The 13,402-nt window shown below is 71.8% G+C and carries 14 protein-coding genes; 6 read left to right on the top strand and 8 right to left on the bottom strand.

The features are described from left to right. The first annotated feature begins 220 nt into the window (after window positions 1–220). From ACFY3D_RS34660 to ACFY3D_RS34650, 3 genes are read left to right on the top strand one after another with little or no spacing between them, the layout of a single operon-like run. The gene (locus ACFY3D_RS34660) at window positions 221–1,045 is read left to right on the top strand and encodes a carotenoid biosynthesis protein (protein ID WP_389987669.1); all 825 of its coding nucleotides are present in this window, start codon (window positions 221–223) and stop codon (window positions 1,043–1,045) included. A gap of 54 nt (window positions 1,046–1,099) precedes the next feature. Next, complete coding sequence (locus ACFY3D_RS34655) at window positions 1,100–2,566, top strand: phytoene desaturase family protein (protein ID WP_389987666.1); 1,467 nt, start codon at window positions 1,100–1,102, stop codon at window positions 2,564–2,566. Beyond that, complete coding sequence (locus ACFY3D_RS34650; RefSeq protein WP_389987663.1) at window positions 2,563–3,909, top strand: glycosyltransferase; 1,347 nt, start codon at window positions 2,563–2,565, stop codon at window positions 3,907–3,909. Before ACFY3D_RS34655 ends, ACFY3D_RS34650 begins: the two co-directional genes overlap by 4 nt. On the opposite strand, the gene ACFY3D_RS34645 is transcribed toward ACFY3D_RS34650, so the two are convergent. Then, a complete protein-coding gene (locus ACFY3D_RS34645; RefSeq protein WP_389987660.1) occupies window positions 3,860–4,456 on the bottom strand; it encodes a glycerol-3-phosphate acyltransferase in 597 nt (198 codons plus the stop codon). The two genes, ACFY3D_RS34650 and ACFY3D_RS34645, sit on opposite strands and share 50 nt — an antisense overlap. A gap of 40 nt (window positions 4,457–4,496) precedes the next feature. Between ACFY3D_RS34645 and ACFY3D_RS34640 the strand changes: the two genes are divergently transcribed. Beyond that, window positions 4,497–5,150, top strand: coding sequence for a spheroidene monooxygenase (locus ACFY3D_RS34640; protein WP_389987657.1), 654 nt, complete (start codon window positions 4,497–4,499; stop codon window positions 5,148–5,150). Between the two features lie 177 nt (window positions 5,151–5,327). On the opposite strand, the gene plsX is transcribed toward ACFY3D_RS34640, so the two are convergent. From plsX to ACFY3D_RS34605, 7 genes are all read right to left on the bottom strand, one after another. Then, window positions 5,328–6,299 carry a phosphate acyltransferase PlsX gene (gene plsX / locus ACFY3D_RS34635; RefSeq protein WP_389987654.1) on the bottom strand — a complete coding sequence of 324 codons (972 nt, stop codon included), beginning with the start codon at window positions 6,297–6,299 and terminating at the stop codon, window positions 5,328–5,330. 201 nt (window positions 6,300–6,500) lie between these two features. Further along, a complete protein-coding gene (locus ACFY3D_RS34630; RefSeq protein ID WP_389987651.1) occupies window positions 6,501–7,400 on the bottom strand; it encodes a phytoene/squalene synthase family protein in 900 nt (299 codons plus the stop codon). After that, a complete protein-coding gene (crtI, locus tag ACFY3D_RS34625) occupies window positions 7,397–8,857 on the bottom strand; it encodes a phytoene desaturase family protein (RefSeq protein ID WP_389987648.1) in 1,461 nt (486 codons plus the stop codon). The genes ACFY3D_RS34630 and crtI overlap by 4 nt, the downstream gene beginning before the upstream one ends. Next, the gene (locus tag ACFY3D_RS34620) at window positions 8,854–9,072 is read right to left on the bottom strand and encodes a hypothetical protein (RefSeq protein ID WP_389987645.1); all 219 of its coding nucleotides are present in this window, start codon (window positions 9,070–9,072) and stop codon (window positions 8,854–8,856) included. Before ACFY3D_RS34620 ends, crtI begins: the two co-directional genes overlap by 4 nt. A 206-nt stretch (window positions 9,073–9,278) precedes the next feature. Then, window positions 9,279–11,012 carry a S8 family serine peptidase gene (locus ACFY3D_RS34615; RefSeq protein WP_389987642.1) on the bottom strand — a complete coding sequence of 578 codons (1,734 nt, stop codon included), beginning with the start codon at window positions 11,010–11,012 and terminating at the stop codon, window positions 9,279–9,281. Window positions 11,013–11,294: 282 nt separating this feature from the next. Then, on the bottom strand, window positions 11,295–11,615 hold the full coding sequence (locus ACFY3D_RS34610; RefSeq protein ID WP_389987639.1) for a protealysin inhibitor emfourin: 321 nt from the start codon (window positions 11,613–11,615) through the stop codon (window positions 11,295–11,297). 160 nt (window positions 11,616–11,775) lie between these two features. Then, window positions 11,776–11,982 carry a hypothetical protein gene (locus ACFY3D_RS34605; RefSeq protein WP_389987636.1) on the bottom strand — a complete coding sequence of 69 codons (207 nt, stop codon included), beginning with the start codon at window positions 11,980–11,982 and terminating at the stop codon, window positions 11,776–11,778. 147 nt (window positions 11,983–12,129) lie between these two features. On the opposite strand from ACFY3D_RS34605, the gene ACFY3D_RS34600 reads away from it, so the two are divergent. Together ACFY3D_RS34600 and ACFY3D_RS34595 are read left to right on the top strand one after the other, a co-directional pair. After that, window positions 12,130–12,834, top strand: coding sequence for a hypothetical protein (locus ACFY3D_RS34600; RefSeq protein WP_389987633.1), 705 nt, complete (start codon window positions 12,130–12,132; stop codon window positions 12,832–12,834). 38 nt (window positions 12,835–12,872) lie between these two features. Beyond that, window positions 12,873–13,256: a hypothetical protein gene (locus ACFY3D_RS34595; RefSeq protein ID WP_389987630.1), complete on the top strand. Its 384-nt coding sequence runs from the start codon at window positions 12,873–12,875 to the stop codon at window positions 13,254–13,256. Window positions 13,257–13,402 lie beyond the last annotated feature (146 nt).

Raw genomic sequence — 13,402 nt, 5'->3', positions numbered from 1 at the left:
TCCGGTCTCCGGTCTCCGGTCTCCGGTCTCCGGTCTCCGGTCTCCGGTCTCCGGTCTCCGGTCTCCGGTCTCCGGTCTCCGGTCTCCGGTCTCCGGCGAGGGTGCCCCGGGCGGGCCCCGGAAATCCGGCGTCACGGAAACCCGGTAGGAATCGTGACCTCAAAGTGAATCTGACCGCGCCCGACCGATCGAATGACCGTCCATGGGGCACAGCCATCAGATGAGCAGCGGACGATCCGGGCACGACGCGGTGCGGGAGCGGCCTTCGCCGGTGAGAGCGCGGGCAGGCGCGGCGAGCGCGATCGGCACGGCGCTGCTGGGCGCGATGGTCGTCGCGCAGGTCGCCACGGGACTGCAGACCCGGCCGATCCTGCTGACCAGTGTCGTCGTCCTGCTGCTCGCGGCGAGCGCGCTCGCCTTCGCCTGCGCGACCCACTCCCCCGTCAGGGTCTTCGCGGCGTTCTCGGCCGTGGTCGCGACCGGGTACGCCGCCGAGTGGGTCGGGATCAGGACGGGCGTGCCGTTCGGCGCCTACCACTACACCGACGTTCTCCAGCCCGCGCTCGGCGGGGTGCCGGTGATCGTGGCGGTGGCGTGGGGTGGCATGGGGCTCGCGGCCCACGCCGTGTCCGCCGCCATCGCGCCGGGGAGCAGGGCCGCGCGGATCGTCACGGGCGCGCTCGCCCTCACCGCCTGGGACCTGTTCCTGGACCCGCAGATGATGCGGCTGGACCTGTGGGTCTGGCACGACCCCGGCCCCTACCGGGACGTCCCCATCAGCAACTTCGTGGGCTGGTTCGTCGTCTCCCTGCTGGTCATGGCCCTGCTGGAAGGCGTACTCACCGAACCGGCGACGTGGAACGCCGGGCTGGTGTCGGTCTACACGGTGATGGCGGTCATGGAGACCATCGGCTTCGCGTTCGTCTTCGACCCGACGGACCCGCTGGTGGCCACGGCCGGTGGCCTCTCGATGGGCCTGTTCACCCTGCTCGCCTGGAGGCGCGGACGCCGCGGACGGCCTGATTCCGAGGCGGGCCGGGCGTGACGCCTCACCCATCGAACTCGTCGAACCCATCGGACTCGCCGGAAGGGGGCACGGATGCCTGAGACAACGGTGATAGGCGGCGGCGTCGGCGGCATGGTCTCCGCGCTGCTGCTGGCCCAGCAGGGGCATCGGGTGCGCCTGTACGAGCGGCTCCCCCGGCTGGGCGGCAAGCTCGCCGAGCACACCAGGGACGGCTTCACCTTCTCCATCGGCCCCTCCCTGCTCACCCTGCCCGGCGTCTTCACCGACCTCGGGCTGGAGCTCGACCTGGTGGAGCTCGACGAGCTGTGCCGCTACCGCTTCGCCGACGGCTCGGCGCTGGCGGCGTACCGCGACCCGGTGCGGATGGCCGCCGAGGTCGACCGGCTCGCGCCCGGCGAGGGCCGCGCCTGGCTCGCCTTCCACGACTGGGCGCGAGGCTGCTTCGACGCATCGCGTCGCACCTTCTTCACCGGACCGCTCACCCAACCGCCTACCGAGGCCCGCCTGTCCGACCTGCTCGCGGTGGCACCCGGCCGGACCCTCGACGGCCTGGCCCGCCGTTTCTTCACCGACCCGCGCCTGCGCCAGTACGTCGGCCGTTACGCGACCTACGCGGGCTCCGACCCGTACCGCGCCCCGGCCGCGCTGGGGTGCGTCCCGGCTATCGAGCACGGCGAGGGCGGCTGGTACGTTCCCGGAGGGCTGCCCCGCATCGCCGACGCCCTGGTCCCGCTGCTGGAGAAGGCTGGGGTGGAGGTCGTCCTGGGCGCGGAGGTGACCCGGGTGCTCACCGACGGCGAACGGGTCACGGGGGTGCGGCTCGCCTCGGGCGAGCGTGAGCGCGCCGACATCGTGGTCGCCAACACCGACGCCGCCGCGCTGTACGGGCGACTGCTGCCCGACCGGCGGCGGCTGCGGCGCATCGCCGCGCTCGGCACCTCCTCCTCGGCGTTCCTGTTGCTGGCCGGAGTGGAGGGCAGGACAGAAGGGCTCGGTCACCACTCGATCGTCTTCTCCGGCGACTACGAGCGGGAGTTCGGTGACATCTTCCGGCGGTGCAGGCCACCGGAGGACCCGACCGTCTACATCGGCTGCTCGGTCGTGGACGACCCCTCGCAGGCCCCACCGGGCACGGAGAACTGGGTCATGCTGGTCAACGTCCCCGCCCGCGACCCCGGCCGGTGGCCGATGTCCCCCGAGGCGTACCGGGACCTGGTGCTCGAACGCCTGGCGAGCAGGGGCCACGACCTGTCGGGACGGCTGCGTTTCGTGGACCTGTTCACCCCCGCCGACCTGCGCGACCGGTACGGCTCGTGGGGCGGCTCGATCTACGGCGGCGCCTACTCGGGCAGGCTCGCGCCCTTCCGCCGCCCGGGCAACCGAGGTCCCCGGCGCGGCCTGTACCTGGTGGGCGGCTCGGCGCATCCCGGCGGCGGGCTGCCGCTGGTCGCGATGGGCGCCCGCATCGTCGCCTCGCTCGTACGGAAGGACTTCCCCTCCGGTTCTCCGGGACATCCCGGCGTGGAGGCCCGGCGATGAGAGTCCTCACCGCCCTGCAGGCCGCCGCCGCGCTCGTCGTGGCGGTACGGCTGGCCAGGGGGCGAAACCGCCTGCCCCCGCTCACCGTCGCGCGAGACCGTCTGCCCGCGCAGGCTCCCGCCCGGACGGCACGAGACCGTCTGCCCGCGCCGGTTACCGCCCGGACGGCGCCGCCGCGCGTCTCGGTGGTGATCCCCGCCCGTGACGAGGAGGCCCGCATCGGCCCGTGCCTGTCGGCGCTGCTCGCCGATCCGGACGTCGCGGAGATCGTCGTCGTCGACGACGAGTCACGCGACGGCACCGCGTGCCTCGCGGCCGAACTCGGCGCGAAGGTCATCGCGGGAGCGCCGCTGCCCGAGGGCTGGGTGGGCAAGCAGTGGGCGCTGAAGCAGGGGGTCGAGGCCGCCGGAGGCGACGTCGTGGTGACCCTGGACGCCGACGCCAGACCCGCGCCGGGGCTCATCGGCGCGCTCACCGCGGCCCTGGGAGAGTACGACCTGGTGAGCGCGGGACCCAGGTTCGTGTGCGAGGGAGTGGCCGAGCAGGCGCTGCACGCGTCGTTCCTCGCGACGCTCGTCTACCGCTTCGGCCCGATCGGTCCTTCGGCTCCCCCGGCCCCGCACCGCACGATGGCCAACGGCCAGTGCACGGCCTTCCGTCGCACGGCGATGCTGGACGCCCGGGGATTCGCGCGGGTACGCGGGCACATGGCCGACGACGTGGCACTGGCCAGGACCCTCGCGGCGGACGGATGGTCCGTGGGATTCCTGGACGCCGGAGGGCTGCTGGAGGTCGACATGCACGATTCGGCCGGCGAGGTGTGGCGGGAGTGGGGGCGGTCGCTGTCGCTGCGCGACGTCACCGCGCCCGGCTGGCAGGCCGCCGACCTGGCCGTGGTCTGGCTCACCGCCGCGCTGCCCGTGCTTCGGCTGGTGACCGGCCGTCCCACCCGGCTCGACCTGGCCCTGCTGACCGTACGGTCGCTGCTCGCCGGTGCGCTGCGCGGCAGCTACACGCGGCCGGGTCTGGGCGTGCTGATCTCCCCACTGCTCGACCCGCTGGCGGCCCTGCGGCTGACGCAGGCCACGCTGCGCCCGGTGCGCAGCTGGCGGGGCCGTACCTACCCGGCGACCACCACGGTCTCCCGCCTCGGCCAGGTCAGGACGGGTACGCCGCCGGAGCAGGCCACGACGGGCGGACGTCCCGGACCGGACGCGACGACCATGCCGCCGGAGCGGGTCACGACGGACACGCGTTCCCGGCCGGGTCCGACGGCCACGTGGCCGGGCCGGGTCACGAAGGGCGGGAACTCCGCGCCGCCTGACCGAAGCGCAGCCCGATGAGGCACATGAGCAACCCCGTCCCGGCCACGTACCCGATCGGCGCGAAGAGCAGTTGCAGCAGCGGGAGGCCGAAGACACCGACGCGCGCCCCGATCGCGAACGACCGCGTCGCCAGGGCGACCACGATCAGGGCGGCCACGCCGAGCAGGAAGCCCGGCGGGCAGATGACGGCGAAGCCGCCCGCGAAGGTGAGGATCGAGCGGCCGCCCCTGAACCCGGCGAAGACCGGCCAGGCGTGCCCGGCCATGGCCGCGGCCACCGCGAGATACACCGGCACCGTGCTGTCGCCGTTCACCCCGCCGGGCCAGGTGAGGTGCGTGCCACTGACCGACAGGGCGAGCAGGCCCGCGAGCGTGCCCTTGAGCATGTCGCCCGCGAAGACCGGTACGGCGGCCCGCCAGCCGAGCCGCTCCCTGACGTTCCAGAAGCCGGGGTTGCGGTCGCCGACCTCCCGGGGGTCGAACCCGTACGCGCGGGCGACCAGCACGGCGACCGGTACGGACCCGAGAAGGTAGCCGCCGATGACCGAGACGAGCAGAGGAACCATCGCTTCCTTCCATCTCACGAAATATGCGGATCTTGGGGCTATGCGCTACATGGCGTTCGACCGCCCGGTGCTGCGAAGAACGCCGGGGCTGGTGTTCTGGCGACTGCTCGGCTCGGGGCGCGGAGCGTCGACAGGCATCGGGGCGGACCTGCGCCGCTGGGCCCTGCTCGCGGTGTGGCGCGACGAGCGGGCCCTGGATCGCTTCCTGGACGAGTCTCCGGTGGTGACGCGCTGGCGGCGCGAGGCGCGGGAGTCCTGGCAGGTGCGGCTCGCTCCCGTCGCCTCACGTGGCAGCTGGAACGGGGTGGAGCCGTTCGGCCCGCTTCCCACGAGCACGCCAGGGATCGCCCCCGGCGGTCCCGGCGGTCCCGTCGTCGTGCTGACCCGCGCGTCGATCCGGCCCTCCCGGCTGACGGCGTTCTACCGCTCGGTTCCCGAGGTGGACCGCCTGCTGGCGGAGCAGGACGGCTGCCTCGCCTCGGTCGGCGTCGGCGAGTGGCCGCTGGCCAGGCAGGGCACGTTCTCGCTGTGGCGCGACGCCGCGGCGGTGCGGGACTTCGCCCACAAGGGGGCCGCGCACCGGCGCGTGATCGGCAGGACACGCGAGGAGAACTGGTACTCCGAGGAGCTGTTCGCCCGGTTCTCCCCCTACGCCAGCGAAGGCACCTGGGACGGCGCCGACCCCCTGGCCTGACCCACCCCGCTCCGTCCTGCCCCGGGACCGGGGTCCCGCCCCCGCCCGACACGCGGACATCACCGTGAGACGCGCGCACCGCGAGCACGGGAGCACCCCCGCTCAACAGGTGGACACCATGGTGAGACGCCCGCACCGCGGCCGGGAACTCGGGATCCCCCGGCCGCCCACCCCTGTTCACCGAGCGGGGCCCGCGGTGAGATGGTCGCCGAAGCGGGTGACGACCCCGCCCTCGGCGAGGTCGTGGGCCACCGCGCAGGCACGCGCGATCGTCGCCGCCCGCGAGGAGCCGTGCGCGACGACGACGGTGCCGCTCAGCCCGAGCAGCGCCGCCCCGCCGTGGGTCTCGGGGTCGTATCGGTCGGCCACCGTCTTCAGTTCCTCGGCCCCGGCGATCCCCGAGCGCGCCACCAGCGTCAGCGCGGCCCGTACCGAACCCTCGACGTTCTTGAGCACCACATTGCCGGTGAAGCCGTCGGTGGCGATCACGTCGACGGTGCCCGCGAGCACGTCGTGGCCCTCCACGTTGCCGTGGAAGCGGAACGGCAGTGCGGGAAGCAGCTCACCGGCCCTACAGATCAGCCGGTTGCCCTTGCCGGGCTCCGAGCCGATCGACAGCAGTCCCACCGACGGGTCGGCGACGCCGAGCACGAGTTGCGCGTAGGAGACCCCGAGCAGCGCGAACTGGGCGATCATCTCCGGTGTGGGGTCGGAGGTGGCTCCCGCGTCGATCAGCACGGTGGCGCCGCCGGTGACCGAGGGCAGCGCGATCGCCAGGGCCGGCCGCAGGACGCCCGGGGCGCGGCCGATGCCACGGATGGCACATGAGACGACCGCGCCCGTGGATCCGGCCGACACGAAGGCCGATGCCGCTCCTCGCCGTACGAGATCGCAGCCGACCGTGAGGCTCGTCGTGGTGGAGGAGACCGCTCCCGCGCCCCGTTCGGTCATCGGGACGACGTCCTCGGCGTGCACCACGCCGATCTCGGAGACGGCGCCGTGCCGGTCGAGTTCGGCACGGATGGCCCCCGCCCTGCCCACCAGCAGCACGGGGACCCCCAGCTCGCGATGGGCGGCCACCGCCCCGGCGACCGTCTCGACCGGTCCGTGGTCCCCGCCCATCGCGTCAACGACCACAGGCTCTGACATCACACTCTCCCAACGACAACGACAACAGCGACAGCGACAGCGACAGCGACAACAGCGGCGGCGAGAGAGAGGACGGCGCCGAACGGCCTCTCACCGGACGCCCTCGCGACCGGCGGCCCCGCACCCGCACCCACTCCCCTCGGCGACCTCTCATCGAACGACCTCACGACCGGAAAACTCGCGACACGTCCGACCGCCGGTTCAAGGAACCTCGACGATCACGCGGCGTTCGGCGCGGTCGGCCGCGGACGCCGCGAGCAGGTGCCGCGCGAAGATCGACAGTCGTCGTCGCCGGGGTACGACGATCCTCGCGCCGAGGACGTCGTAGCAGGCGGCCTCGATCCGGTCGAGGATGCCCCCGTACAGCTCGAAGGCCGCTCGGATGCACGGCCGGGAGGAGGGGGTCAGCATGGCGAACCCCTCCTCGGCCCGCGCGTAGTGGTCCCTGGTCCGCTGAGTCTGGAAGGCGAACAGCTCGCGCAGTTCGGGGGTGGTGACGCCGCCCTCCAGATCGGCGACCTTCACCCCGAACCTGTCCAGGTCCTCCATTGGAAGGTAGACCCGGCCGCGTTCCAGGTCCTCGGCGACGTCACGCAGGAAGTTGGTCAGCTGGAAGGCCAGCCCCAGCTGGCGAGCCGGTTCGCGGGCCTTCTCCTCCATGCCGGGCAGCGGTTCGAGAACGGGCAGCATCATGGTGCCGATCACCGCGGCCGAGCCCTCCATGTAGCCGAGCAGGTCGTCGTAGGTCGGGTAGCGGGTGACGGTCAGATCGGCCCGCATCGAGCTCAGGAACGCCTCGATGTCGCGGTGGTCGATGCCGAAGGAGCGCACGGTCTGCGCGAACGCGGGAAGCACCGGATCGCCGGTGGTCTCGCCCGCCAGGGCCGCGGTGAGCCGGGCGGACAGGTCGTCGAGCGCCCGCGCCCGGTCGCCGGTCATCGCGAAGGAGTCCACGATCTCGTCGGCGTAGCGCGCGAAACCGTACAGGGCGTGCACGTGCGGGCGTTTCCAGCCGGGCAGCAGCAGGGTCGCCAGGTAGTAGGAGCGACCGTGCCGGGCGTTGAGCCTGCGGCAGAGTTCGTAACTGGCGGTCAGGGTCATCGGGGGGTCTCCAGTACGCGTTCCGCGGCGAGCCGGCCGGAGATCAGCACCGGTGGCACCCCGACCCCCGGCGCGGTGTACATCCCGGCGAAGTGCAGTCCCGGGACGCGTCTGGCCGCCCCTGCCGGCCGGAACCAGGCCGTCTGCGCGAAGCGGTGGTCCAGCGCGAACGGGGTGCCCGCCGAGTGGCCGAGCCGCGCCCAGGCGGGCGGGTCGATGGTGAGCCTCGGCGCTGCGGACAGATCGCCGTAACCGAGGTCGGCGAGCCTGCCGAACAGCCGGTCCTCCAGTTTCGGGGTGAGCCGCTCCCAGTCGGCGCCGCCGCGCAGGTTCGCGGTCGGCTCCAGCACGGTGAGGGTGGCGTGGCCCGACGGCGCGGCGCCGGTGTCGGACTCGGGGTAGGTGACCAGCAGGTTCGGGTCGGGCTGCGGCCTCCCGGCGCGCAGCGCGTCGAAGGTGGCCTCCCACTGTCTGCCGAAGTGCAGGGTGTGGTGCGCCTGCCCGGCCAGGCGGCGGTCCAGGCCGAAGTGCATGACCAGGCAGGAGGGCGAGTAGCGGGGCCGGCGGAGCCGCCAGTCGCCCGCGCCCTTCGGGAGCAGCCCGGTGTGGGCACGGGACAGGTCGCAGGCGACCACGACGTTGCCGGCCGCGAGGCGCTCCCCGGTGTCGAGCCTCACCCCGGAGACTCCGGAGGATCCGGCCTCGACCTTCACGGCGCGGACACCGTACCGGATGCGCGCGCCCGCCTTCTCGGCGAGCGCCGCCAGGGCGACCGGGATGGCGTGCATCCCGCCGTCACGCGGGAAGAAGACGCCCCCGACGGTGTCCATGTGGGCGATGACCGCGTAGATCCCGAGCGCCTGGCGGGGCGGCAGGCCCACGTACAGGGCCTGGAAGGTGTGCGCCTTGATCAGCCGGTGGTCGGTGAGGTGGCTCCTGACGAGGGCGTCCATGCTGCGAAAGCCGCCCAGGGCCGCGAGGCGCGCCAGGACGCGGGGCTGGGCGAGGTCGCGCAACCTCGTCATGTCGCGGTCGATGAACGCGGGCCACTCGATGTCGAAGAGTTCGCCGAGCCTGGCGCGGAAACGCCGGTATCTCGCGGCCTCCGCGGCGCCGCTCAGCGCGCGCACCCGCTCGGTCATCGCCTCCTCCCCGGCCACCACGTCCAGGTGGGAGCCGTCGTGGTAGCGCAGCCGGTAGTACGGGTCCAGGCGCCGCAGCGGAAGCATGCTCTCCATGTCCTGTCCGGCGGCGGCGAAGACGTCGGCCAGGACCTCCGGCATGGTCAGTACCGAGGGGCCGGTGTCGAAGCGGTACTCGCCGAGGGTGGCCGTACCGCAGCAGCCGCCCGGCACCTCGTTCGCCTCCACGATCGTGACGTCCCGCCCGGCGGCGGCGAGCCGGACCGCGGCGGCGAGACCTCCGAGACCGGCGCCGATCACCACGACCGGGCTCACGCGCCCCTCCTCGTCACCGGGTCTCCCTCACCGGCCGGCCCGTCCACACCCGCGACGGGTACGCCGACCGCCCGTACGGCCGGATCCGTCACTCTCCCGCCGGTGACCTGCGGCGGCGCGTCGGCCTGGGTGCGGGCGGGCGGGGTCGCCTTCCGTCCCGGATGGGGGTCCATCCGCTCACGGGACCGGTCGGTCCCACGCGTGACGGCGGCCATGGGCATCACTCCTTCTCGTCCACAGAGGACTTCGCAAGCGACACCACGTCTGGATGCGTTTGTCCGACGGCAGGCGGATGGCCCGTGACCGGTGGCATCTGACGATCCATCCCCGAGCCGGGCTGCGGGTAAGTCAACCCATGGCGCAAGAAGACGTAAAAACGGCGCGGGCCGGCGTCCGCCGCGGCGGACGCCGGACCCCCCGTTCAGGTCGCCGGGCGGACCGCCCGGAGGGCGTCGACGATCCCGTAGCCGTAGAAGCCGTTTCGCGACGTGTTTCCCTCACACGTCTGCGTCGAGGTCGCCGTGCTGCCGTCCGGCAGGTGCCGGGTGTAGGTGTGGGCGGGCGGGGTGGGGCAGGGCGTCCTGGTCGCGGTGCCCTTGAGGACCCTCTCCACGACGGTGGGACGGAGCCTCTTGCCTCCGTGCACCCGGTCGCGCCGGCCGTACTCGCTCACGATCAGCGCGGCGACCCCGGCCGCGCGCGGAGAGGCCATCGAGGTGCCCTGGAGATATATGTAGTAGGCGCAGACGTCGTCCTTGCAGCTGCGGACCACGTTGGTGACCTTGGGCGTGCCATCGGGGTTGAGCTGGCCGCGCGCCTCGGCCAGTGACTTGGGATAGGCGGCCAGTGTCGCCCTGGTGACGTCGCGGTCGCCGTTCGCGGTGTCGTAGACGTCCCCGCCCGGGGAGGAGACGTCGATGTAGCCGTTGCCGTAGTCGGAGTGGTACGCCTTGCGCCCGCTGATGCCGGTCGAGGACACCGAGATCACATGCTTGGCCTCGCTCGGCATGGAGACGCAGCTCGGGGGGATCGTGCGCGAGTGGGGCGACTCGCCGGGCACACCGGCGAAGTCGGGGCTGGAGGCGTCGACGATCTCCTTGGTGTAGTCGAAGGCCCCGTTGCCCGCCGCGGACACCAGGGTCACCCCCTTGTTGTGCGCGTAGGTGAGCGCCCGCTGCATCGCCTTGATGATCGTGGCCTGTTCCTGCCGGTCGGCCGGAGAGTCCGCCGGGTTGTCGACGCAGTTGAACATCCACGGGTCGATGTAGTAACTCATGTTGACCACGTCGACGCCGATGTCACCGGCGTAGGTCAGCGCGTCGACGCTGGGCTGCAGGAAGAAGAATCCCGAGTCCTGGCCGGCCCGCAGGCTCACGATCGAGACCTTGGGCGCCACGCCCGATATGCCGATCCCGTTGATGGGAGAGGCGATCGACGACGCCACGTGGGTGCCGTGCTCGTTCTCGTCGACGTCCACCGGGTCGTTGCAGGAGCGGTCCGGTTCCTCCTCGCACGGGCCGTCGACCTTCTTGCCGTCGGCGTCGACGGGAATGTCGACGGTGAAGTTGCGGCTCAGTTCGCGGTTGAAGTTGGGGGCGATGTCGGGGTGGGAGCCGTCGACACCGGTGTCGATGACACCGACCAGCACGCCCGGGTCGCCCTGCTGGTGGTGGTAGGAGCCGTCGACGGTCGCGTGGATCTGCTTCATGTCCCACTGCAGCTCCGACAGCGGCTCCGCGGCGGGCGCGGGTGCGCCGAAGGTGGAGGCGGCCAGGGCGCCGTCACCGGCCTTCTCCACGGCGCTCGCTCGCACGGCCGCGTGGCCCGCCGCTCCCCTCCCGGCGGAGGGGACGCTGCCGATGGACCGGTTGTGGGCGAGGTCGTCGATCGAGGCGGCGTCGCGCACCGCCTCGGCGAAGTCGGTGTTCGCCGTCTTGACGGTGGCGACGCCGATCGCGGTGTTCTCCCTGAGGATGCTTCCGCCTGCCGCCCTGATGGCCTGCCGGGCGTCCGCCGGGCGCGCGCCCTCGGCGTAGAGGACGACGTACTCGGCCTCCACGACCGGTTCGGCGACCGCCCGCCGGGCCTGCGCCGGGGATACCAACGTGGCCGCCGCGAAGGAGACGACGGCCGCGGTGACGATGACGCGTTTCACATATACCTCCGTATATCCAAAGAGCTCCCCGCAAATGTGATTTCACGCACACCAAGCAATTCATACGTGGACACATTTGCCGCCGATGCGCAATAAGACCAACAGGCGCCGGGAATCCCGTCACCCCTGTGAACTGCACACATTGGCGAATCATGCCATCAGTGAACCGTTACGAGGGAATTCTCGCGCCGAAAACGACGGCGACATGAAGTCTCACGTGTCAAACCCGTTGTGAAATAACAGGAATGAGACCGAAAAAGCGGCAAAAGACAGGGCGGGAGGTCAGCCGGGAGGGCCGATCCGCTCCTGCCGTCCCGGCAGTGAGGTCACGTACGAGATGAGCGCGCGGAGCGCGCCCGACAGATCGCCCTCGCGTGCGCGGGTCGTGAGCACGTGGCCGCCGTCCTCGACGGTGAGCTCGTAGTCGAAGCGGTCGGGCCGCCCTTCGGCGCCCACCTGCCGCTCCGGCACGCCGGACAGCCCGGCCCGTTCCACCCGGGCGCGCAGTTCGGTCTCGTCGTCCGGCGCCAGCGACGCGGAGTCGACCGTGGTGACCGTGACGAGGCCGGCGATGCCGCCTCCCCGGACGATCGAGACCTTCATGGAGGCGATCCTAGACCGGCCCGCGCGGCCCGGCCGATGTCGCGCGGGGTTTCCGGCGCGACGACGGCACGTGGCGCCGATATGTCGCGCGCGAGGTGATGCCGAGCTTGGGGAAGGCCCGGTACAGATGGCTGCTCACGGTGCGGTGCGACAGATAGAGCTACTGGGCGATCTCACGGTTGGACAACCCACCGGCGGCCAGCCGGACGATGTGCAACTCCTGCGAGGTGAGGAGCTCGGCGGTCGGCGGGACGCGCAAATCGCTCGTCTCTCCCGCCGCCCGCAACTCCCCACGCGCCTTCTCCCCCAGGCGAGCAGCATGACCGCACACCAGGCCGTACGACTGTGCCAGACCATCACCCCGCACACGATTCGCACGGCTCCGGCGTTCGTGGTGAGCATGAGCAGTCACGCACGGAGGAATGAGTAGTCAGTACTCTACCTCTCGAATTCCACAGCTGAAAAAGTTTCCCTTGTCGAAAAAAGCATTCCAATTTCGAAAGGGACAATGAGAATGAAGCTCCGCACCTTATCCGCGGGACTCGCCGTCGCGGCCGCGGCGGTGACGCTCGCCGGGGGCCCCGCGACCGCCGCGGACGGCCCTTCCGAGGCCGACGTCAGGGCGGCCATCGAGCACGCCGTGTCGGGCAAGGCCACCGCCGCGGACCTCAAGATCATCAAGGACGACCCCCAACTGGCCCGTACGGTGCCGGTGTCGGTGAAGACGGGCGATCCGGTCGTCACCAAGGTCGACCCGCCCCAGCGGTCCGGCGGCCGGGACTCCTCCGCGCTGCGTGCCGCGCTGGCGTCGTACCAGCAGAAATGCTGGGCTGTCGATTACCCGCTGACGCTTACGTCCTGGGCGGGCACCACCATCTACACCTGGCATCACGCGTTCTCCTACTGCACGGCGAACCAGGTTTCCGGCTGGGAGAGCACCCGGGTCATCTCCGTGGCCCCGTACAGCCGACGTGACTACCTCACCGACAAGTCCTCTGTCGTCTACCCGCAGGGCCTGGTCACCGACGTGGTCAACGCCCTCGTGGGCGCGCCGATCGGAACCAACACCACCGGCGTCGGGTCGCCCTATTACTCCCACATGGCGCGCTCGGTCAACCTCTGCTTCGCCCAGTTCAACTGCTACGCCAGCAACCTGCCGCAGAGCAAGCTCACCCTCGGTTCGGATGGCGTCGCGGTGGCGCTCGCCTCCGCCTTGTGAAAACGCCCGCAGTGAATTCAAGAGGATATGGAAACGCCATGAACAATATTGTCAGGAAAGCGGGCACCACCGCACTCGCCGCGCTCACCGTACTCGCTGTACTGGGCCCGGCCTCTCCGGCGGCCGCGGGCGCATACAAATATCTGGAGACGGACAAGGTGGCCTGTCCGGTGTGGGCGACCGGAATCTCCTATGACAGCTACCAGCCGACCGGCTATCGCGCCTTCGCGAACGAGTGCCATACCAAACCCTACGTCACGAGCGCGCGAGTCCGGCTCGTCACCAGTTGCTCGTGGGGCTTCACCTATCGCAGTGCGCCGGCGGCGGTCGTCGAGGGCCGCTGGACGAGCTTCACGAGCCCTCCGCGGACTGAGCCCGGCTGCCTGTTCGGGGTCTCCGACTACTGGCTCGAAGCGGCCTGACGCGCCGCCCGCGCCACCCGGGTCCCGCCCCCCCCCCCCCCGCGGGGGGGGGGCCCCCCCGGGCGCCCCCCCCCCCCCCCCCCCCCAGGCCGCCCCCCCCCGGGGGGGGGGCGGGTGCAGCGTTGTGGGGGCCGCGCCGCCCGGCC

The organism is Streptosporangium sp. NPDC000509 (assembly GCF_042898365.1).
Classification (GTDB): domain Bacteria; phylum Actinomycetota; class Actinomycetes; order Streptosporangiales; family Streptosporangiaceae; genus Streptosporangium.
The sequence above is the reverse complement of the archived record's forward strand: the minus strand, read 5'-3'. Positions and strand labels throughout refer to the sequence as shown.

Coding starts and splice junctions, on each gene's coding strand:
- ACFY3D_RS34650 (WP_389987663.1), top strand. CDS start 2,563: ATGAGAGTCCTCACCGCCCTGCAGGCCGCCGCCGCGCTCGTCGTGGCG.
- ACFY3D_RS34660 (WP_389987669.1), top strand. CDS start 221: ATGAGCAGCGGACGATCCGGGCACGACGCGGTGCGGGAGCGGCCTTCG.
- ACFY3D_RS34620 (WP_389987645.1), bottom strand. CDS start 9,072: ATGGCCGCCGTCACGCGTGGGACCGACCGGTCCCGTGAGCGGATGGAC.
- ACFY3D_RS34640 (WP_389987657.1), top strand. CDS start 4,497: ATGCGCTACATGGCGTTCGACCGCCCGGTGCTGCGAAGAACGCCGGGG.
- ACFY3D_RS34645 (WP_389987660.1), bottom strand. CDS start 4,456: ATGGTTCCTCTGCTCGTCTCGGTCATCGGCGGCTACCTTCTCGGGTCC.
- ACFY3D_RS34610 (WP_389987639.1), bottom strand. CDS start 11,615: ATGAAGGTCTCGATCGTCCGGGGAGGCGGCATCGCCGGCCTCGTCACG.
- ACFY3D_RS34630 (WP_389987651.1), bottom strand. CDS start 7,400: ATGACCCTGACCGCCAGTTACGAACTCTGCCGCAGGCTCAACGCCCGG.
- ACFY3D_RS34600 (WP_389987633.1), top strand. CDS start 12,130: ATGAAGCTCCGCACCTTATCCGCGGGACTCGCCGTCGCGGCCGCGGCG.
- ACFY3D_RS34655 (WP_389987666.1), top strand. CDS start 1,100: ATGCCTGAGACAACGGTGATAGGCGGCGGCGTCGGCGGCATGGTCTCC.
- plsX (WP_389987654.1), bottom strand. CDS start 6,299: ATGTCAGAGCCTGTGGTCGTTGACGCGATGGGCGGGGACCACGGACCG.
- ACFY3D_RS34595 (WP_389987630.1), top strand. CDS start 12,873: ATGAACAATATTGTCAGGAAAGCGGGCACCACCGCACTCGCCGCGCTC.